Source organism: Candidatus Fukatsuia symbiotica (assembly GCF_003122425.1).
Taxonomy (GTDB): domain Bacteria; phylum Pseudomonadota; class Gammaproteobacteria; order Enterobacterales; family Enterobacteriaceae; genus Fukatsuia; species Fukatsuia symbiotica.
The window spans coordinates 907,817-927,032 of sequence record NZ_CP021659.1 but is presented as its reverse complement, the minus strand read 5'-3'; the positions used below and the strand labels follow the sequence as shown (position 1 = coordinate 927,032).

The window sequence follows — 19,216 nt, the reverse complement described above, 5'->3', positions numbered from 1 at the left end:
TTAATGGAACGTCAATAAACGCTGGTACCAGCAACGTTTTGATCTTGGTTTGACAATAAAAGGTCTACTGTATCCCTTAATAAATGGTACTGCGTGGGTTTTAGGTTGGAAATGGCGCGCGTCAGGTGTTTCTAGCCAGCCCCGTTGTGCGCGCTGTTCTACTGCCATTTTTATTTCTGCTTCATGTTGCAGAAACTGTTGCCAACCTTTTGTCATCTCCTTTTTCTTCGCTTTTTTTCTTGGTGGGTTAAGTGAGACTACCACGAGAATAATGGCGACCAGGATGAGTAATGCGTTGCTATAATTCATCGTAAACTTTCCTCCTCCTTCATCTGATGAAGCCAATCGATATGCTTTGTTGCCTGTTCCAATGTATCTACTTTGCCAAACGAGTGGTTGTTAAACCACAAATGATAACGATTCACCAGGTTGGTTACCGTTTTCGGATGGCGAATAATGACGAATTCACGGTATTGGTGAGAATGGCGGCTTAGTGTAGTCAGACTATGTATCATTATTTTTTTAAGCCTCCATTCCCATTACGTCAAAACCTTCGATAAAAGGGATGGCATAGAGCGCAACCATATTAACGCGTTTTAATTCGCGACGATTGCTGACTGCTGGTTTTAATAATGGAAGGTAACGACGTTCGGCGTCACTTTGAACTTGACGTAATGACATACCGGAAAATTTTGCATATTCATTCAGCGTCATACTAGGCTTTATATTATTCGTTATTAGGTAAGATAGTGCCAACTCCATGGCTTCATTTATCGATGGGCGTAAATTTATATTTTTCTTCAATGGAATTATCTCCCTTTTTAATTTTTCCACTGAAATTCCCTTGTTTTCCCTTAGTTTATTTTGCTGCATTTCTTTCATGAGTTATCCTTACTCTACGGATTGAAGATCCTTTATAATTTCTCCTTGTATGGAGTATTGGTTGAAGGTTAACTCCTATATAGGATATATGTCAATGACACTAAGCGAAAAAGTCAAAGCAATAAGGAAAGCCGAGGAAATGAGTAAGGCTACGTTTTGCAAACTTACTGGCATCCCTTTGAGTACATTAGATAAATATGAAATGGGTAAATTTGAGCCGAGTGGCACAGCACTAACGAAAATTACTCAACATCCCATTTTCATGAAGTACACTTTATGGTTAATGACAGATCATGCAGCACCTGAAGCCGGGCAAATATATCCGGCGCTCTCCCCTGATGGGCACGAAAATATATTCAATCTCCTAAAAAGCCAGAAGGTTGGTTGGTTGCGGAAAAAATAAAGAGAATGTGGGGAAAAGGCGGTATTTGCTACGAAAGGAATTATTTCGATTGATATTGATATCTGTTAGATGTAAAGAAGCTCAATTTTTTCTAAATGTGATTGAGCGATCTTTATCAATATCTCTGTCACACCTCTTTTTTTTGCGATGGAGGCAGAGTACAGTTAGTCATGCACCGATAAAATCGAGAACATAAGGGTGCTTTTGGGCATGTTGTGTGGCTAGAGTAATAAGTAATGATCTTGGATTAGTGTTTTTATTAATATTGGGTGTGATGGTCAGTGTAGAGGGAAATAGAAGCGATATCCGTTGTGATATTGCTGGTGGTATCTCGTTGCTCCCGATCCCGAGTTCACTGACCCCATCAGCAAGCAGTTGGATAAAATCAATTTTTTTATTTACCTGACAGGGTAGTGCAGCAGCAATCTCAAGTTTTGCGAATTGCTGTACCCAGGAAGGTAAACTTTGTAATACTCCCCGCCTTGATAGCAACGCGCGATGGCGCTGACAGGCAATCAAAAAACTAATCTGTGGTAAAATATACCAATGCTTGACCAATTGTTGGTTAAAATCGGCAATGACCGGTCGCTCAATATCCAATTTATATTGATTTATTAACATGTCATTCAGTACTGAACGGGATCGACTCCCACTAAAAAAAAGTGGCAAATGAAATCGGGTGTGATGAATATACGATACAGGGTCGAATAATATCCGATCAATAGTCGTGAGCTTAAGCATCAGACTTTTCCTTATTTTTATTTTTCATCGGTTGTATTTTTATCGGTAATAATTGCTTTTTCCAGGCCAGTAACAACGCTGCAATCAGCATAATCAGGACAATAACAATATAAATCCAGCTTTGATTACCCTGACTCTGTTGTAGCTTGACAGGAGCTTGATGCTGAATGACTGATCGTTTTGATAACACTACTGAAATATTGTCATAGTCAACATCATGAAAGCTATTTTTCAAAAAACGTTTAACATCTCCGATTAATAAACTGGGGTCGACACCTTGATCGTAAGTGACCAAAGTTGTCATATGTATCGGCACTACTTTTCTTCCGCCCTCACCTGAATCCAAATCATAGCTAACATGAACCCGGGCGGTAACGATACCATTCATTGTTTGTAATGATTGTTCCAACCGTTGTTCTATTCCTGAATATAAACGCGCTTTTTCTTCTCGCGGAGACGATATTAATGAATCGCTGGGAAACATGTGCGAAATTTCCATTCGTGGTTTAGAAGGTAAATTATAAACTTTCATTAGATCGACAGCAGCCACAAAATCGACAGGATCTACCGTAATACGATAGCCTTCTTTCACACCATCGATTTTATTGGATGCAATATTATTGCGCTGTAATAGCGCGGAGACTTCATTAGCTTGCTGTTGATCCAATCCTTTAAGCAAATCTTGCTGTTTACAGGCTGCTAGTAGCAAAATAAGTGAAAGGATAATAAGTCGTTTTGTCTTTATCATGGGTGTCATAACGCTTCTATTTTGATGTAAATAAATAATAGACTTCTTGCAAAACCTACTACGTGTTGCAAACTGTGTGCTGCAAATTCGGTGTTACCTGGTGCTCGCAATCCTCATGTATTCGCATGTCAGCGAAGGTTGCTGCTCCAGGCTCCTTAACTTTGCATAACGAACGACGGTTTTGCAAGAAGTCTGATGAAACACAAAAAGGAAAATCAGGTAAAGCCTTATCTTTTTTATAAAGGTTTAGGAAAGTACCAGTAACCAGGAGTCACCTTTATATAACCTTGGTTACCGTATTTAAATGATTCACCTTTTAGCCAATCATCTTTTAATTCAACGGAAAATTTCACATAGTGTTCGCCCCAAGCCTGAATGTAATGAGCGACAAACCTGCGTAGTTGTTGTAGTTGTTCATCATTCAGCGCGCCTTGAATAATAAAGGTGACACTATCTCCATTATCATAGCAGGTGTAAGGAACGGCCATTTTTTTAATTCCAGATTCAGCCTGATAAGAGACTTCTTTATCACTAATCGACAGCAATTGACTTTGACTGGCATAAGGAATTTGTTTATTTAAATTGTTTATCAGCTGTGCCCGTTTTTCATTATTGAGTTGATTACGCTCTTCACTGATTAGTATTATCGGTGCTCGAGGCGTATCTATTCTGACACGATGATATTTCACTGTTGGCCAATTCTCAGCTAACCATGATCCTATCCGTTCTTCTTCGTTTTGAATATTGAGCACTTTCACCGGCTTGGAAAAATGAAGTTGTATCAAATATTGCTGCACCCATGCGGCTTTTTTTTCATTATTTGCCAGGATATAAATCCAACCATCATGACCGTAAAAAATATGGTATTGTTCTCTGCTATCACCAAGCAGTGATGAAAGTTCACGGATTTGCTGTTGCCTGGTATCTCTGGAGTGAACATAAGCAACCATCAACGCTGAAATTAATGCGAATATGCTTAAAGCATACCAAAGAATAGCATGAGATTTTTTTTCTAATGGTGCCACTACTTTTTTTTCCTTGCCACAGCCTTTTAACAAACCATTAAACAGGCGAATAACGACTTGTGGTATCCTGGTTTCTTTTTTTATTTTTCTATGCATAATCGCTTATTACTTTGTTTTAGCAACCTGGTGTGAAATCTGGTCATGTAAATAGTATGAGAAGAGATTAACAAAAGGTGATTATCACATCCTGATAAGAATCTTATGAATTATCCTGATAACCATCATTTTTCGTTTTATTTTTTCATCGAAACAAAGGAGAACGTACCATGTGGAAACCCATTGTTAGCATTATACTAGGTTCAGCACTTGGCGGACTCTTACGCTGGGATCTCGGATTGAAGCTCAATAGTTTGTTTCAGACAGTGTCATTGGGTACCCTGGTTGCTAATTTGATAGCAGGATATGTCGTTGGCGTGGCGGTCGCTTATTTTTCCCAGGCTCAGGGGATCGCTCCAGAATGGCGCTTACCGATTGTAACAGGTTTTTGCGGCGGGCTTTCTACTTTTTCGATGTTCTCTGTTGAAGTGGTGGTGTTAATCCAGCAAGGAAGAGTCGCTTGGGCGGTGGGGGTCATTGCTATTCATATTATTGGGTCGCTGCTGATGACGTTACTCGGTATGGTTTCGTGGCAAGCGCTCGCTACGGTTTTGCAAAAAGTCTAATGTTATAGCTGCGCGATTTAATTTTGATTGGTATTCAAATATGAGCCACTCCATAGATTTATTCCTCAATGTATCCGTTAGGAAATCAAAATTAAATCGTGTAGCTATATTTGTAATTAAATTTATTTAATTATTAATCATTTTTTTTCGTTATACGTTTAAATTAAAAAAGATGATAAAATGGACAGTTCTGTATTTACATTACCTAATAATGTGCAAGTGAAATATAAATTCTCTCCGGCTAAATATGATTGTAAACACCTTTTGATTGTTATGTCTGGATTTAATATACCTGATCCAACGATTTATGATTTTCAGAATACCTTGGCACATTGTCGTTCTAATATTTTATGGATAACAGATGATTTTAATGGGCTACCCGCTTATTGCTTATGTAATGATATGAGATTTGATATTGAGTTAGGTGTCAGTAAATTAATTGATAGTGTAATCATTCTTCTTGACTCTTGTCATGTATCAATTCTAGGTGCTTCTAAAGGAGGGAGTATTACGCTGTATTATGGTATAAAGCATAAGATAAAAAATATTATTTCAGTAGTACCTCAATTTAATATTGGCAGTTATGTTGCAACAGGAACCTATTGGGAACACGTTGGAAAAAAATGATGGGCAATATCAATCAGAAACATGTTGATTATCTTGATAAAATTTTATCTGAAAGTATATATTGAATGATAATGAATTAGATAGAAGTATATATCTTTTTACATCTCCGACAGATACCCAATTTATAAAAGAGATAGAACCTAACTTGTCATTATTTGAAAAATATAATAATTTTAACCTGGTGATGACGGAATCAGAATATGTAACACAGCATGTTGAGGTAACTCCATATAATTTATTATTAATTCTTTCATTAATTTATTAATTTGAAAATGGTATATTTCCAGTATGGGGAGAAATAAAGAAGGGTACTTTATGACGAACAGTTTGATATAACTCTTCCAAGAAGACCTAACCCGCAATGTTACTGAATGTTTCTAGATCTATATTGTTGCCAACGTTTTTTCACGAATATTATTGCTGGATTTTGTCGCAAACTTTCAGCGAGTACGATAAACATTCGATCAGCATAAATTTTTTCGCTTGGCTGTTGAGGTTTTATCTTACACTGCCTGATGTTTTTCATCCTGTTTCGTGCTCGCTTGACTGTTGTCACTGCTTTAGTCTCATGAAGTAATGGTTGTGTTAATAACATACTGGGAGGGACTAAAACGATATCAGAAGGTAATGTCGGTAGCATCTTTTGCAATACATGGATAGTCGTGGGATGAGGATGACCAATAGCGATGACTGAACCATGGCGGTTGGCGAGTTGTAGTGCATGGTTAAATTGTTGACGAATAGCCGCCTGATTGATGACATCATCAAGAAATACCTGCCGTTTGAGTACCTTGACACTGGTACCTATGGCAGCGTGGCTAACCTGACTATTACTCGTGGTCCGGCTATCGAGAAAATACAAGGGATACTGATCTAATATCCGCATCACTTTTTGCATCGCGGATAAACTGGCCGTCATCGCACTACCCATATGATTATTTATTCCCACAGCATAAGGCACATTAGCCAATGCATTACGGATAATACGCTGAATTTCTTCAAGATCCATATCCGGCTTTAGGGTATCAGGTTCCAATCGTTGTTTGCTGAAGGGTGCCATGGGCAGATGAATCAGAATTTCTCGCCCCTGATTATGGGCTTTAATTGCCATTTCTCTGGCATAAGGCGCATTAGGCAGAATGGCTATTGAAATGGCGATCGGCAGCTGTAATATCTGATTTTCATTATCGGGACGATAGCCAAAATCATCCATAACGATGGAAAGTTTACCGGCTTGGGTGCTGTAGGCGATAAACAAGAGTACCGACAGCAATGAGGACATGTTGAAGTAACACAATATCTTTTTCCCTCGTGTTGTTCGATCTGCGGCAAAATTGTCGCGAGGGGCGTTCATTTATCGCCCTAACCAGGGTAGAGGATTAACCGCTTGTCCCTGGCGGCGTATTTCGAAATAAAGCGAAGGTGTTCCCTGACCACCACTGTTGCCAACCAAGGCGACAGGTTGCCCTGCTTTAACCTGTTCTCCAATATTGACCAGTGCACTCTGATTATAACCGTACAGACTCATATCACCTTTACCGTGTTCAACCACCACGACCAGCCCGTAGCCTTGCAGCCAATCTGCCAGTAAGACGCGTCCATCAGCAATCGCTTTGACTTCACTGCCTTCGGCGGCGGCAATAACCATACCTTTCCAGCGTAATTCTCCTTGCAAGGCTTCACCAAAACGGTGGGATAAATGACCATGCACAGGCCAGATAGCTTGCCCATTGGGTTGACCAAGGCCACCGGTCCTTGCCATAAGCGAGCGCTCGCTTTCGCTGGGTGTATATTTGCTGCCGCTTTTCTCTGCCTGCTGTTTTTTGGTTTTTATTTGCGCTCGCACTCGAGCAGCTTCTTGCTCTTCCCGTTTAGCGCGTGCCTTGGCTCTACGTTCAGCTTTGACTATTTTATTGCGTAACCGCTTTTCATTTAATTTTAACTCAGCCAAACTTTGTTGATCTTTTTTTAGTGAGGCTTCCAACGACGTTAGGGTTTGTTTACGTGCTGTACGGGTGTACTCCAATTTTTGCTGTTGGTTCTTTTGTTTATTTAAGAGGACGCTTTGTTGATTCTGTTTTTGTAGCAAACTACTTTTTTGTTCTTTCAGACTCGTGCTAATTTGTTGTAGTTTGCTAATTGAGGTTTCTCGCGCTTGATTAATATAGTTAAAATAGGCGAGAATGCGTTCATTGCGTTGACTTTTTTCACCGTTTAATATTATCCGTAACCCACTGTTTTTCCGTTGCTTAAAGGCGGTATTAAGCTGTTTGGCAAGAAGATGTTGTTGTGTGGCTTGCTGATTTTTGAGGTCATCGATGGATATCGTGATATCAGCAATATTTTTATCGAGTTGTTTGAGTGTGGATTGTGTTTCACGCAGTGTACGGCTAACTAGCGCGATGCTGTTTTCTTGTTGTTTCAGTCGCCCCAATAATGTATTGCGCTGCTGTTCTTGCTGTTTAACACTTTTTTCTTTTTCTTCAATACCTTGTTGAAGTGTCTTCAGTTGGTTTTTACTGTCGATAGTTTTATTAGGCATTGTTTTATCAGCGGTATGACCAGTTATTGGCAATAGGCTAAGGTAAAAAATGCTAGCACAGAACATAAGGGAAAGACATAGTGTAAAACGGTTAGCTTGTTGTTTAGTAAGTACTTTATTTCCCTTGGCGCTTGCATGCTCCATAATTATTGATAAAGAAAATAATATCTTATTAATCATAATGCTAAATTATTCCATGATAAGTAGCCGTTTACCCGTTATTTTGCAGGTGTTTGAACAATTTCCTCTAAGTTTAACAGGATTTAATGGTATCCAAGATATTCTGCTGCCAACATTGCCTGGAACCTATCAAACACAGCGATTTTTTGTATGCGATAACGGCAGTAAAGGCGCATGTTGAGTGCATTTTTGAAGCAGTATCGGCGAATACAACAGAGTTCGAACAGGCTTCAGATAGAGGGTAGTCATCAAAGTAACACTTTGTCGAATGGAACATATTTTGGCGAGTTTCCTCTCAGTTTTTGCATTTGCATTGGCTTACTGGCTGTATTTACTACAGCACGCAGGTATACTCTGCGGTCTTAAATTCTGTGATTTAAATATTAGACCTCTTGCATAGCCTGCTGCGTGGTGTGAATTCGGCGTTACGTGGTACTCGCAATCTTCATGTACTCGTATGTTAACGGAGGTTGACGTGTGCGCTTTGACTTCACATAACGAACGACGGTTCTGCAAGAAATCTGTTGCCTCTTAGCCCACGGGAGTTTTTACCTCAATGTTACAAGAAATGACGCAATTTATTGGTCAACATCCTATTTTAAGTCTGGCTTGGGTAGCGCTGCTGGGTGCTGTAATTATCATCATGCTTAAAAGTTGTTTTTCTAATGTTAAAGAGACGACCCGTAGTGAGATAATACGATTGCTTAATAAAGAAAATGCTACTGTGGTTGATATCCGTAGCCGTGAAGATTACCGTAAAGGTCATATTGCTAATTCGATCAATATAAGTCCAAGCGATATAAAAAATGGCAATTTGGCTGAGTTAAAAAAGCGTAAGGCGCGGCCTGTTGTTGTGGTTTGTGCCACGGGTACGACGGCTGGCAGTGTGGCTGGTGATCTAAATAAGGCGGGTTTTGAACGTGTTTTTATCCTAAAAGAGGGGATATCGGGTTGGAATCGAGAAAATTTGCCTCTGGTATGGCTCAAATCAAAAAAATAGGGTAAGTGGAAGGCAGGGTGAAAATTTGCGTTATTACTGTAACGAGGTGACACCGGTATCTTGACGGCGATTGCCATCTTTCAGAAATGTTTAACTTAAGGGTGTTTATATAAATGTCAGCACAAGGCAAGACAGATATGGTGTTCCATATCCAACGGATTTACACCAAGGATATTTCTTTCGAAGTCCTCCATGCGCCGCAGATTTTTCAGCAAGAGTGGTTGCCGACAGTGAGTATTGATCTTGATACGCATTACGAAAAATTATCGTCATCAGAGCAAGTATCATCATCAGAGAATGAGTTGTTTGAAGTGATGTTGCGTATCACAGTGAAAGCAACTCTGGATGAAGCGGCGAAAAAAGTAGACAACAACACAGGCAAGCAAGACAAAAATCAAGAAGAGAAAGAAGAAGATGGAAAAACCGCTTTTGTCTGTGAAGTTGAGCAAGCAGGTATTTTTTCCATCGGAGGGACTAACAGTGATTCACTGGAGCTTTGTTTGCGTGCTTATTGCCCGAATATACTGTTTCCTTATGTGCGTGAATGTATCACGAGTCTGGTTGCTCGCGGGACCTTTCCTCCACTGTATTTGGCGCCGGTTAACTTTGATGCCTTGTATATGGATTTCCTGGCACAGAAAGCGGAAAGCAAAAAAGCTAAAGGCCAAAATTCTGAATCCCATCAGGATGCTTGATGAATACGAATGATATTTCAATGACGGTTATTGGTGCCGGATCTTACGGCACCGCGTTAGCGATAGCTTTGGCACGTAATGGTCACAAGGTGGTGCTATGGGGACGTAACACCCCCATATTCAGGAACTACAACGCGTTCGCTATAATCAGACTCTGTTGCCTGATGTTTCCTTTCCCAAAAATTTGCTACTAGAAAGTAATTTGGCTCAGGCGCTTGCTGGCAGTCGTAATGTATTGGTTGTGGTTCCCAGTCACTGTTTTAAAAATGTGCTAAAGCAATTACAACCCCATTTACATGCTGATGCGCGTATTGTATGGGCGAGTAAAGGATTAGAAACTGAAAGGGGGTGTTTATTGCAGCAAGTGGCGCAGGAGGTTGTCGGTAAGTCTGTGCCTTTGGCGATTATTTCCGGCCCTACTTTTGCGAAAGAGCTGGCTGCTGGGCTACCGACGGCGATTACACTGGCTTCTAAAGATGACGGCTTTCGTCAGGATTTGGAGCGGTTATTCCATTGTGGGAAGAGCCTCCTTGTATACAGCAGTACTGATGTCATTGGAGTACAGCTTGGTGGCGTGGTAAAAAACGTGATAGCTATCGGGGCGGGTATATCTGATGGTCTTGGTTTTGGAGCCAATGCGCGTGCTGCCCTGATCACTAGAGGTCTAACTGAAATGAGCCATTTAGGTATTGCTTTGGGGGCTGATGCGGCTACATTTATGGGTATGGCTGGGCTAGGCGATTTAGTGCTAACTTGCACGGATAATCAATCCCGTAACCGTCGTTTTGGCATTGAGATCGGTCAAGGTTGTAGTGTACAGCAAGCACAGACAAAAATTGGTCAGTTGGTTGAAGGATATCGTAATACTCAGGAAGTATCGGTTTTGGCAAAACGTTATGCTGTCAGGATGCCAATTACTGAACAAATTTATCAAGTATTATATTGTGATAAAAAAGCGAGTGAGGCTGCGTCTACCTTGTTAGAGGGTTGTTAAATCTCGAACAGGTTTTGTTGATAAAAATCTTCTTCCTGAAAGGATACATCCTGAGAGCTAAAATAATGTTGGCAAAAGAGTTAAAACAGTTATGGAGCAGTATTCAATTAGAAGCGCAAGCACTCTGTAATAATGAACCTATGCTAACTGATTTTTTTCATGAAACATTACTCAAGCATGAAAGTCTGGCGGATGCGTTAAGTCATATGTTGATTAAAAGATTAGCCGATCTTCATATGAGGCCTAGCATAATGGGTACAGTAATAGAAGATGCGTATTGCGCGGATCCTCATCTTGTTATTTCTGCTGCCAGAGATATTCTCGCTGTTCGTTTACGTGATCCTGCTGTTGATCAATATTCAACGGCATTGCTTTATCTAAAAGGTTTTCATGCTTTACAGATTTATCGCGTCGCTCATTGGCTCTGGTTGCAGGATCGAAAGGCACTGGCGATATATTTACAAAACCAGGTTTCACTGATCTTTAATGTCGATATTCATCCTGCAGCAACCGTTGGTTGCGGCATTATGTTGGATCATGCCACTGGTATTGTAATTGGTGAAACTGCGGTAGTGGAAAATGATGTTTCTATTATGCAATCAGTGACATTAGGGGGAACGGGTAAAATGGGCGGAGATCGTCATCCGAAAATCCGTGAGGGGGTGATGATTGGTGCTGGGGCGAAGATCCTGGGTAATATTGAGGTAGGAGTAGGCGCTAAAATTGGTGCGGGTTCTATCGTGCTCCAGTCTGTTCCAGCACATACGACCGCTGCGGGTGTACCTGCTCGTGTTGTCGGAAAACCGGCAAGTGAAAAACCTTCATTTGACATGGATCAATATTTTAATAATCTTGGATAGCTTATCTGAATACGGTAATGAGGGTATTCCATCCATTAGGTAACTTTTGCATTTTGCATAAAATTGGTGTAGGTTAAACCGACAGTAGCGCATGGTCGCATTGGTACCCTTCTTCCAACTATGAGGTTCCGGTTAATAGCCGGAGCCTTTGTTTTTATTATCTTGCCTTAGCTTGTTATCTATAGCGGGTTGTCCAGCCAGGTTATGCAAGAAGTCTATTTTATTCGTCGACATAAATGGGTTGATCTCTATCAGCTCATTAAGTCTATTTTTTGAAAATTTCCCTCCAACGAAGCACCGTCATTTTTTAGGAGACGTGACGATGAGCATATTGAGTAAAAAGATTAAGGAGATGATCGTCACCGGAGCCAGCGCATCGATACTTTTGACGGCTTTTTTAAACGAATGTGAAGGTGATAAACTTCATGCTTATCAGGATAGCAGCGGTATTTGGACTATTTGTCAAGGTGTCACTACTGGTGTTTACGAAGGTATGACACTGACTAAAGCTCAATGTGCGATCAGAAACAAAGTAGAGGCAGAAAAAGCGCTAGCACTTGTCGAACACTATACTGAAGTGCCGTTGACTGAGCCACAGAAAGCCGGTGTGGCTTCTTTTTGTGCCTATAACATTGGGATTGGTCGCTGTCGCCAGTCCGCTTTTTTTCGCAAGTTAAATAGCGGTGATCGTCAGGGTGCTTGTGCTGAAATGAAACGCTGGATATTCGATGGCGGCAGAGATTGTCGTATCCGATCGAACAATTGCTACGGACAAATTATACGTCGTCAACAGGAGAAAGAATTATGTATGGTCGATTAATGATTTTATTTATCACCGTGTTAATTGGGTTGCTCTTTTATTACCACGGACGGTATCTTCAGCAAGAAAAATACTATCAAGGAAGAATGGCAGAAAAAGACACAACCATTACCACTTTGAATGGAGAACTTACCACTAGCAGAAAAAATCTTATAAAACTGAAAAAGTTGCAGGAAACTGTTGCTGCCACAGATAAAAAATACACTGAGGAGTTAGCCTATGCCAAAGCCAATATCGATAGCCTACGTGTTGCTCTTGCTCATGGCAATAAGCGGTTGCGTCTCAACGCCAGCTGCGATATGTCCAAAACCACCACCGCCACCGGCGTGGATGATGCTCCCCGCGCCCGACTTACTGACGCCTCTCAATGGGATTATCTCAATCTCAGAACCAACATAGCCATAGCGACGACCCAGATTGCCGGATTACAGATTTATATCAATAACTTATGTTTAGCTAAATCACCCCCAAAAAACTAACTACTCTCCGCGCATAATTATCCTTGCATGGTTTTATCAAATAAAATTTGATGGGACAGTCCTGTTACGGCAACAGAGTTCTGATATGCTACTGGCTATTGTCTTTAGATCAATTCAAGGAATTAGGATGAGCCGAAAATCTTCTGAGCAGAGCATTCCTGATCTGTTGCGATCACAGGTTATTGAGATACTCACCCGCTTTGTTCATCCGACGCTGAAAAAAGATCTGGGTAAGCTAAATGCTGTACATCATTGCGCTTTGCTCGATAATACGTTGCATATCGAACTGATCATGCCTTTTGTCTGGGTTTCTGCTTTTGCAGCGTTGCAAAAAGAAACCAATAAGAAACTATTGAAAGTGATCGGTGCTAAGGCCATCGACTGGAAGCTTTTACATGATATTAAGAGATTACGTCCACTTAACAAGCAGGCAAACATACAAGGCGTGCGCAATATTTTAGCGGTCAGCTCCGGTAAAGGTGGCGTTGGCAAATCCAGTATTGCAGTCAATTTGGCGTTAGCGTTGGCAAAAGAGGGTGCTAAGGTGGGCATTTTGGATGCAGATATCTATGGTCCATCAGTGCCTAATATGTTGGGGACTATGGGTAAACGACCGACTTCGCCTGATGGTAAACATATGGAGCCGGTTATGGCATATGGGCTGGCAACCAATTCCATTGGTTATTTAGCGAACGATGAAAATGCGATGGTTTGGCGTGGTCCAATGGCGAGTAAAGCGCTAATACAGATGTTGCAAGATACCTTGTGGCCTGATTTAGATTATCTAGTTGTCGATATGCCGCCCGGCACTGGTGATATTCAACTGACGCTGGCACAGCACATTCCGGTCACTGGCGCATTGGTGGTGACTACGCCGCAGGATATTGCATTGATCGATGCACGGAAGGGTATTGTAATGTTTAAAAAGGTGGAAGTACCTGTATTAGGCATTATCGAAAATATGAGTGTGCATATTTGTAGTAACTGCAATCATTCAGAAGCGATCTTTGGCAGTGGTGGGGCAAAAAAACTGGCAGAACAATATGATTGTGAACTGCTGGGTCAAATACCCCTGCATATTGCTTTACGTGAGGATTTAGATTGTGGCGAACCGACGGTGATCCGTCATCCAGGCAGTGATTTTAGCGATATTTATTGTCAATTAGCTTCTCGAGTGGCGGCTGAAACGTACTGGTGTTGTAGTGAGGAGATACTACCAGATATCCCCCTTTCGAGCCTTGTGATTATCCCTTCATCATTCACGACTAAATTAAATGAGAATTTGCAATGAGACTCTGTGATCGTGATATAGAAGCCTGGCTGGACAATGGCACGTTGGCGATTACTCCACGTCCGCCAGTTGAGCGTATTAATGGTGCTACTGTTGATGTCAGTTTGGGCAACCAGTTCCGTGTTTTCTGTGGCCATACCGCTCCTTTTATCGATTTAAGTGGCCCCAAAGAGAACATCAGCGCTGCATTGGAGCTGGTAATGAGTGACGAAATTATTTTAGCGGAAGGAGAAGCTTTCTTTTTGCATCCTGGTGAGCTAGCGCTGGCGGTAACGTTGGAATCGGTAACGCTACCGGATAATTTGGTTGGTTGGCTTGACGGTCGTTCATCTTTAGCACGTTTAGGATTGATGGTTCATGTTACCGCGCACCGTATCGATCCCGGTTGGCAAGGTACTATCGTCTTGGAGTTCTATAATTCAGGTAAGTTGCCGCTGGCACTGCGCCCGGGGATGTTAATTGGCGCGCTAAGTTTTGAGCCGCTTTCTGGTTCTGCCGCTCGTCCCTATAATAGCCGACAAAACGCTAAATACCGCGATCAACAGGGTGCTGTTGCTAGCCGTATCGATAAAGATTGATTTAGAACTTATTCGAAGTCGTCGTAAGCGACGCTCTAAACAAGAGGACGTCATGAGAAGACTACTGACAACGTTGGTTATTTTGTTAGCTGTGCTGGTGGCGGGTATGACTACATTGGTGCTGCTGGTAAATCCTAATGATTTTCGAGCCTACATGGTTAAACAGGTCGCTAGAAAAAGCGGCTATCAGCTTAATTTTGATGGTGATCTGCGTTGGCATGTCTGGCCGCAATTTAGCATTATTGCTGGCAGAATGACATTAACCGTTCCTGGTGCACCCACACCTGTGGTGAGTGCAGAAAATATGCGTTTGGATGTTAAACTATGGCCGTTATTATTTCATCGACTCGAGATCGAAGAAATAATGTTAAAAAGGGCTGTGATCAGTTTAACCCCTGAAAGTCAACCTCTTGATATTCCGGTAGCTGTTGTTAACAGTCGTAGTCCCACTAACGGTAGCAGCGCTTGGGCGTTGGATATTCGTACGGTAAAACTGGTTGATAGTTTGCTTATCTGGCAGAAAATTAACGATGATCAAATCAATATACGCAGCCTTAATCTCGACCTGGTACAAAATAAACCTCGTCAACTAACGGTATCAATTTCCAGCCAGGTGAACCGTAATCAACGAGATTTGACCTTCTCTCTAGGTGCTGATCTCGATTTACGAGATTATCCACAGCAAATTAATGCTAATGTTAATCAGTTTACTTACCGGCTAGAAGGTGCTGATATTCCAGTGATAGGGATCAGTGGAGAAGGAAATACGCAAGCCAGCTACCAGGCTGCTTCTCGACGTTTAGCGTTAAATCAGCTGCAGGTACAGGTTAACAATAACCTGTTCACTGGCAATGCGAGTGCCACGTTAGACGACATTCCTGACTATTTGATAAAATTAACAGCAAAAGACATCAATCTTGATAGCATCGAGGGCTGGCAACCACCACAAGATAAGCGCCAAACAACGGCTGAATATCGGGTGATAACAGCACCGGTTATCGCCAATCAGGATGAAGATATACGGCAGGGTTTACAAAAATTGCGTGATTTTAACGCCCACTTGACCTTGAATGCTGACACTCTGGTTTATCGTGGGATAAAAATAAATCAACTGGAATTGGCGGCGGAAAATAAGCGAGGTAACTTAGTAATACAACGATTATTGGGTCATGCACTCAATGGCGATTTTTCCATATTGGGTACGGCTAACGTCATCGGTAATAGAATGCAACTTGCTATTGAACCTGTAGTCAATCATATGGAGCTCGCACCGATATTGAGTGCATTTGGGCTACCGCCGTTGTTGAGTGGTGCCGGTTCCATGAAGGGGGAATTATCAGGTGATGGCTTGAATATGGAGGCTTTTAGCCGGCGTTGGCAAGGTTATGTAAAATTTGGCATGGAAAAAGCGCAATTTCATGGCATCAATATACAGCAACTTATCCAACAGGCGGTGACCAATAGCACCAGTGAAGTGAGCGGGAAAGATGATTATGTTACTGATACTTCGATACAGAAATTGCGAGCTGATCTCACGTTGCATCAAGGGATATTGAAAGTGAGTAACCTCAGTGGTGATTCAGCATTACTTGCTCTTAAGGGAAGGCTATGATTGATTTACCGATGCAACAATGTGATATCAACTTAAATGTACGGGTGATACAAGATTGGAGAGGAAACTCAGATTTGATCAGGATATTACAAAATACTGAGATACCTCTGCGTATTTATGGTTCCTGGCAGCAATTAAAATATAAATTGGATGTGGAATCATTATTGCGTGATGAGCTAAGGCAAAAAGCCAAAGAAGCATTCGACGGCTGGGTTGAACGCAATATAATCGAAGGTAATAGACCTCTTGTGCAACCGTAGATAGTGGCGTGACGGTTTTACAAGAAGTCCACTGAGTTATGATATGTTATTTTGATTAATGTTAAGCGAAGTGATTTTTACTTTATTGATACGGTGGCTACTGACTTCCAGTGATTCAAACAGATAATTACCGATTTGTAATTGTTCTCCGGTTTGAGGAACCCGTTGACTATATTCCATCAGTAAACCCGCTAAAGTGTGATATTCGCGTTTTTCATCAATAGGGAGTGGTAGATGCAATACTAAATCTTCGAGCGGCATATAGCCATTGGCAATCCAGCTGCCGTCTTCCATTTGTTGGATATCGTGGCGTGCATCCGTTACTTCCCCGCGACGGGTAGATTACCTGCGATAGTCTCCATCAGATCAGTTAATGTCACCACCCCTTCAATGGTACCAAATTCATCGACGACAAAAGCAAAATGTGTTTGAGCTTGACGAAATTGCTCCAGAGCCATTAACAGTGAAGCTTGTTCGGGAAAAATCAAAGGCTGGTGGATCAGGGCACGTAGATCCAGGGATTTTTTTTCTAATTGCTGTTTCAATAGGTCAATGACATGGATCACGCCTAATGGTTCGTCTGTCGTACTGTCCTCGGTCACTACCAGGCGAGTATGCAGATTTTTTGTTAATAGCTGAGTCAATTTTTCAGGTGGATCATTGAGATCCAGGTACTCCACATCATGACGGGAAGTCATAACACTGTTGACGGTACGCTGTGCTAACCCCAGGACTCGCTCAATCATCCGTCTTTCCTGTTGATTGAACACTTCCTGACCTTCACGGGTATTGTCGGCAATCAGATTGGCTGTATGATTATCCAGTTCTGCTTCTTCATGTTTGCCACTTAACATACGTAACACTGCTGCTGCGGTACGTTCTCGTAGTGGTCGTACAGTAGAAAGAAAGCGACGGCGATTAAATTGGGCAAATTGATTGAGGGATTCAATCACGACGGAAAAACCTATTGCGGCGTACAGATAGCCTTTCGGAATAAGATAACCAAAGCCTTCGGCGAGTAGGCTGAAACCAATGGTTAACAAAAAACTCAGACAGAGAATAACAATGGTGGGGTGTGCGTTGATAAAACTGGTCAACGGTTTACTGGCCAGCAGCATCACACCGATGGAAATGACCACTGCTGCCATCATAACGGCGAGGTGATTGACCATACCGATAGCGGTGATCACAGAATCTAATGAAAAAATGGCGTCAAGCACCACGATTTGTGCGATAACAGGCCAAAAACGCGCACTTTTATCTTGACCAGGTTGTTGGTGATCCTTCCCTTCTAAACGAGCATTCAGTTCGACAGTGGCTTTAAAAAGCAAAAATATCCCACCGATTAACATAATCAGATCACGAGCACTAAACTGATGAGCATAAAGTGTTATCAGTGGTGTCGTCAGGCTCGCTATCCATGAGATACCCGTCAGTAACAATAATCGCATCAAGAGTGCACAGACCAACCCGCTAACACGCGCCTTATCCCGTAGATGAGACGGCAGTTTTTCTGCCAAAATAGCAATAAATATTAGGTTATCAATACCTAATACAATTTCGAGCACCACCAGAGTTGCCAAGCCTGCCCAAATAGTTGGATCCAGGATCCATTCCATAGGTTTCGTTATACCTTTTCGTCACGGCTTATACCGTAGCCAGAATAATGGGTACTGATGAGATAAAATTCAACTAGCAATCAAGGATATTGATCCATTAATAAAGCTATCTAGCATGTCATTCTGTAATCAAATTGGTAATAATGATGATTTTTTATTCAATATTAGGCGAATAAATCAGCAGTAGATTTCTTATGAGTGAGCGACCTGGATGCTATATTACGTTAGCGATCCTCAACCTGTGTTAAAGAAGCAAGGCTTGGATTACAATTCAATTGATAAGGTCTATCATCATCAAGGTTAGAAGAAAATGAGAAAAAGATGGAAAGCGGTTATCCCGGTGGCAGGTCTTGGCACGCGTATGCTACCGGCAACCAAGGCGATCCCAAAAGAAATGTTGCCGATTGTTGATAAACCGTTAATTCAATATATTGTCAATGAATGTGGTGCTGCCGGTGTAAAAGATGTTGTCTTTGTTACCCACTCATCAAAAAATGCCATAGAAAACCATTTTGATACTTCTTTCGAATTAGAAACCCTGTTAGAGAGGCGAGTCAAACGTCAATTATTAAAAGAAATCAAAGAGATCTGTCCGCATGACGTTAACATTATGCACGTACGTCAAGGGCAAGCACAGGGATTAGGGCATGCGATACTCTGTGCTAAGCCAATAATCGGAGAGGTTCCTTTTATTGTTCTGCTGCCAGATGTCTTACTCGATGATAAGCTAGCAGATCTTAAGCGCGAAAATCTGTTTTGTATGATTGAAAAATTTGAACATACGGGTCGCAGTCAAATTATGGTAGAACCGGTGCCAGCAGAGGATGTGTCTAAATACGGCATTGCCAGTATTGATGGTGTGGATTTATTACCAGGGAAGAGCGCAGTCATCACCAATATCGTTGAAAAACCTGCTGTAAATAAAGCACCGTCAAATTTGGCAGTGGTAGGGCGTTATGTTCTTGCGGCAGATATCTGGTCATTACTGGAAAAAACCCCGCATGGAATTGGGGGGAAATTCAGTTAACCGATGCTATAGCCATGCTGATAAAACAGCAGTCAGTTGAGGCATTTCATATGACCGGTAAATCATACGATTGTGGTGATAAACTGGGTTATATGAAAACCTTTGTCAGCTATGGTAGGCGTCATGAGACCGAGGGTGAGGCATTCTCGGCTTGGTTAAAACAGCTTTAGA

The 19,216-nt window shown here is 41.6% G+C and carries 19 protein-coding genes and 4 pseudogenes; 14 read left to right on the top strand and 9 right to left on the bottom strand.

The window, feature by feature from the left end; all coding sequences use genetic code 11:
* From CCS41_RS04475 to CCS41_RS04465, 3 genes are read right to left on the bottom strand one after another with little or no spacing between them, the layout of a single operon-like run.
* Entirely contained in the window at positions 1 to 309 is a 309-nt protein-coding gene (locus tag CCS41_RS04475; protein ID WP_119797283.1) for a phage filamentation protein Fil family protein, read from the bottom strand.
* Positions 306 to 515, bottom strand: a complete 210-nt coding sequence (locus CCS41_RS04470) for a hypothetical protein (protein WP_119797282.1) — start codon at positions 513 to 515, stop codon at positions 306 to 308. Before CCS41_RS04470 ends, CCS41_RS04475 begins: the two co-directional genes overlap by 4 nt.
* Positions 516 to 522: 7 nt before the next feature.
* Positions 523 to 882 (bottom strand): hypothetical protein, encoded by a 360-nt coding sequence (locus CCS41_RS04465; protein WP_119797281.1) that lies wholly within the window; start codon positions 880 to 882, stop codon positions 523 to 525.
* A 94-nt stretch (positions 883 to 976) separates the two neighbouring features.
* On the opposite strand from CCS41_RS04465, the gene CCS41_RS04460 reads away from it, so the two are divergent.
* A complete protein-coding gene (locus tag CCS41_RS04460) occupies positions 977 to 1,285 on the top strand; it encodes a helix-turn-helix domain-containing protein (RefSeq protein ID WP_119797280.1) in 309 nt (102 codons plus the stop codon).
* A gap of 168 nt (positions 1,286 to 1,453) precedes the next feature.
* On the opposite strand, the gene CCS41_RS04455 is transcribed toward CCS41_RS04460, so the two are convergent.
* From CCS41_RS04455 to CCS41_RS04445, 3 genes are all read right to left on the bottom strand, one after another.
* Positions 1,454 to 2,026: a type III secretion apparatus protein OrgA/MxiK gene (locus CCS41_RS04455; RefSeq protein WP_119797279.1), complete on the bottom strand. Its 573-nt coding sequence runs from the start codon at positions 2,024 to 2,026 to the stop codon at positions 1,454 to 1,456.
* Positions 2,019 to 2,774, bottom strand: a complete 756-nt coding sequence (locus CCS41_RS04450; RefSeq protein WP_119797722.1) for an EscJ/YscJ/HrcJ family type III secretion inner membrane ring protein — start codon at positions 2,772 to 2,774, stop codon at positions 2,019 to 2,021. Before CCS41_RS04450 ends, CCS41_RS04455 begins: the two co-directional genes overlap by 8 nt.
* A gap of 236 nt (positions 2,775 to 3,010) precedes the next feature.
* Positions 3,011 to 3,895 carry a PrgH/EprH family type III secretion apparatus protein gene (locus CCS41_RS04445; RefSeq protein ID WP_119797278.1) on the bottom strand — a complete coding sequence of 295 codons (885 nt, stop codon included), beginning with the start codon at positions 3,893 to 3,895 and terminating at the stop codon, positions 3,011 to 3,013.
* A 170-nt stretch (positions 3,896 to 4,065) separates the two neighbouring features.
* On the opposite strand from CCS41_RS04445, the gene crcB reads away from it, so the two are divergent.
* Together crcB and CCS41_RS16475 are read left to right on the top strand one after the other, a co-directional pair.
* Positions 4,066 to 4,461 carry a fluoride efflux transporter CrcB gene (gene crcB, locus CCS41_RS04440; RefSeq protein WP_119797277.1) on the top strand — a complete coding sequence of 132 codons (396 nt, stop codon included), beginning with the start codon at positions 4,066 to 4,068 and terminating at the stop codon, positions 4,459 to 4,461.
* Positions 4,462 to 4,641: 180 nt separating this feature from the next.
* Entirely contained in the window at positions 4,642 to 5,088 is a 447-nt protein-coding gene (locus CCS41_RS16475; RefSeq protein WP_240313849.1) for a hypothetical protein, read from the top strand.
* A 364-nt stretch (positions 5,089 to 5,452) separates the two neighbouring features.
* Here CCS41_RS16475 and CCS41_RS04430 read toward each other — a convergent pair whose 3' ends face one another.
* Together CCS41_RS04430 and envC are read right to left on the bottom strand one after the other, a co-directional pair.
* The gene (locus CCS41_RS04430; protein WP_420836479.1) at positions 5,453 to 6,385 is read right to left on the bottom strand and encodes a divergent polysaccharide deacetylase family protein; all 933 of its coding nucleotides are present in this window, start codon (positions 6,383 to 6,385) and stop codon (positions 5,453 to 5,455) included.
* Positions 6,386 to 6,442: 57 nt separating this feature from the next.
* Entirely contained in the window at positions 6,443 to 7,774 is a 1,332-nt protein-coding gene (envC, locus tag CCS41_RS04425) for a murein hydrolase activator EnvC (RefSeq protein WP_420866973.1), read from the bottom strand.
* Between envC and CCS41_RS16470 the strand changes: the two genes are divergently transcribed.
* The 10 genes and pseudogenes from CCS41_RS16470 (at position 7,680) to asmA (ending at position 16,399) form a co-directional block, all read left to right on the top strand.
* A complete protein-coding gene (locus tag CCS41_RS16470) occupies positions 7,680 to 7,991 on the top strand; it encodes a hypothetical protein (protein WP_240313847.1) in 312 nt (103 codons plus the stop codon). The two genes, envC and CCS41_RS16470, sit on opposite strands and share 95 nt — an antisense overlap.
* Before the next feature lie 375 nt (positions 7,992 to 8,366).
* The gene (locus tag CCS41_RS04415; protein ID WP_119797273.1) at positions 8,367 to 8,810 is read left to right on the top strand and encodes a rhodanese-like domain-containing protein; all 444 of its coding nucleotides are present in this window, start codon (positions 8,367 to 8,369) and stop codon (positions 8,808 to 8,810) included.
* Positions 8,811 to 8,923: 113 nt separating this feature from the next.
* Positions 8,924 to 9,505, top strand: coding sequence for a protein-export chaperone SecB (locus tag CCS41_RS04410; protein ID WP_119797272.1), 582 nt, complete (start codon positions 8,924 to 8,926; stop codon positions 9,503 to 9,505).
* Positions 9,505 to 10,499: pseudogene (gpsA, locus tag CCS41_RS04405) on the top strand (NAD(P)H-dependent glycerol-3-phosphate dehydrogenase). The gene CCS41_RS04410 and the pseudogene gpsA overlap by 1 nt, the downstream one beginning before the upstream one ends.
* Positions 10,500 to 10,564: 65 nt before the next feature.
* Entirely contained in the window at positions 10,565 to 11,359 is a 795-nt protein-coding gene (cysE, locus tag CCS41_RS04400) for a serine O-acetyltransferase (RefSeq protein WP_119797271.1), read from the top strand.
* Between the two features lie 322 nt (positions 11,360 to 11,681).
* On the top strand, positions 11,682 to 12,179 hold the full coding sequence (locus CCS41_RS04395; RefSeq protein ID WP_119797270.1) for a lysozyme: 498 nt from the start codon (positions 11,682 to 11,684) through the stop codon (positions 12,177 to 12,179).
* Positions 12,164 to 12,658 (top strand): lysis protein, encoded by a 495-nt coding sequence (locus CCS41_RS04390; RefSeq protein ID WP_119797269.1) that lies wholly within the window; start codon positions 12,164 to 12,166, stop codon positions 12,656 to 12,658. The genes CCS41_RS04395 and CCS41_RS04390 overlap by 16 nt, the downstream gene beginning before the upstream one ends.
* Positions 12,659 to 12,785: 127 nt before the next feature.
* Entirely contained in the window at positions 12,786 to 13,949 is a 1,164-nt protein-coding gene (apbC, locus tag CCS41_RS04385) for an iron-sulfur cluster carrier protein ApbC (RefSeq protein ID WP_119797268.1), read from the top strand.
* Positions 13,946 to 14,527 (top strand): dCTP deaminase, encoded by a 582-nt coding sequence (gene dcd, locus CCS41_RS04380; protein WP_119797267.1) that lies wholly within the window; start codon positions 13,946 to 13,948, stop codon positions 14,525 to 14,527. Before apbC ends, dcd begins: the two co-directional genes overlap by 4 nt.
* Before the next feature lie 52 nt (positions 14,528 to 14,579).
* Positions 14,580 to 16,399: pseudogene (asmA, locus tag CCS41_RS04375) on the top strand (outer membrane assembly protein AsmA).
* Between the two features lie 36 nt (positions 16,400 to 16,435).
* On the opposite strand, the pseudogene CCS41_RS04370 reads toward asmA, so the two are convergent.
* Positions 16,436 to 18,018 (bottom strand): annotated as a pseudogene (locus tag CCS41_RS04370) (TerC family protein).
* A 310-nt stretch (positions 18,019 to 18,328) separates the two neighbouring features.
* On the opposite strand from CCS41_RS04370, the pseudogene galU reads away from it, so the two are divergent.
* Positions 18,329 to 19,215 (top strand): annotated as a pseudogene (galU, locus tag CCS41_RS04365) (UTP--glucose-1-phosphate uridylyltransferase GalU).
* Position 19,216: the final 1 nt, after the last annotated feature.

What these genes read in the sequence shown, in the direction of transcription:
- CCS41_RS04445 (WP_119797278.1), bottom strand. Translation starts at nt 3,895, where the DNA reads ATGCATAGAAAAATAAAAAAAGAAACCAGGATACCACAAGTCGTTATT.
- CCS41_RS04460 (WP_119797280.1), top strand. Translation starts at nt 977, where the DNA reads ATGACACTAAGCGAAAAAGTCAAAGCAATAAGGAAAGCCGAGGAAATG.
- CCS41_RS04390 (WP_119797269.1), top strand. Translation starts at nt 12,164, where the DNA reads ATGTATGGTCGATTAATGATTTTATTTATCACCGTGTTAATTGGGTTG.
- CCS41_RS16475 (WP_240313849.1), top strand. Translation starts at nt 4,642, where the DNA reads ATGGACAGTTCTGTATTTACATTACCTAATAATGTGCAAGTGAAATAT.
- CCS41_RS04410 (WP_119797272.1), top strand. Translation starts at nt 8,924, where the DNA reads ATGTCAGCACAAGGCAAGACAGATATGGTGTTCCATATCCAACGGATT.
- CCS41_RS04475 (WP_119797283.1), bottom strand. Translation starts at nt 309, where the DNA reads ATGAATTATAGCAACGCATTACTCATCCTGGTCGCCATTATTCTCGTG.
- CCS41_RS04465 (WP_119797281.1), bottom strand. Translation starts at nt 882, where the DNA reads ATGAAAGAAATGCAGCAAAATAAACTAAGGGAAAACAAGGGAATTTCA.
- CCS41_RS04470 (WP_119797282.1), bottom strand. Translation starts at nt 515, where the DNA reads ATGATACATAGTCTGACTACACTAAGCCGCCATTCTCACCAATACCGT.
- dcd (WP_119797267.1), top strand. Translation starts at nt 13,946, where the DNA reads ATGAGACTCTGTGATCGTGATATAGAAGCCTGGCTGGACAATGGCACG.
- CCS41_RS04450 (WP_119797722.1), bottom strand. Translation starts at nt 2,774, where the DNA reads ATGATAAAGACAAAACGACTTATTATCCTTTCACTTATTTTGCTACTA.
- cysE (WP_119797271.1), top strand. Translation starts at nt 10,565, where the DNA reads ATGTTGGCAAAAGAGTTAAAACAGTTATGGAGCAGTATTCAATTAGAA.
- envC (WP_420866973.1), bottom strand. Translation starts at nt 7,774, where the DNA reads ATGGAGCATGCAAGCGCCAAGGGAAATAAAGTACTTACTAAACAACAA.
- CCS41_RS04455 (WP_119797279.1), bottom strand. Translation starts at nt 2,026, where the DNA reads ATGCTTAAGCTCACGACTATTGATCGGATATTATTCGACCCTGTATCG.
- CCS41_RS16470 (WP_240313847.1), top strand. Translation starts at nt 7,680, where the DNA reads ATGCTAGCACAGAACATAAGGGAAAGACATAGTGTAAAACGGTTAGCT.
- CCS41_RS04415 (WP_119797273.1), top strand. Translation starts at nt 8,367, where the DNA reads ATGTTACAAGAAATGACGCAATTTATTGGTCAACATCCTATTTTAAGT.
- CCS41_RS04395 (WP_119797270.1), top strand. Translation starts at nt 11,682, where the DNA reads ATGAGCATATTGAGTAAAAAGATTAAGGAGATGATCGTCACCGGAGCC.
- apbC (WP_119797268.1), top strand. Translation starts at nt 12,786, where the DNA reads ATGAGCCGAAAATCTTCTGAGCAGAGCATTCCTGATCTGTTGCGATCA.
- crcB (WP_119797277.1), top strand. Translation starts at nt 4,066, where the DNA reads ATGTGGAAACCCATTGTTAGCATTATACTAGGTTCAGCACTTGGCGGA.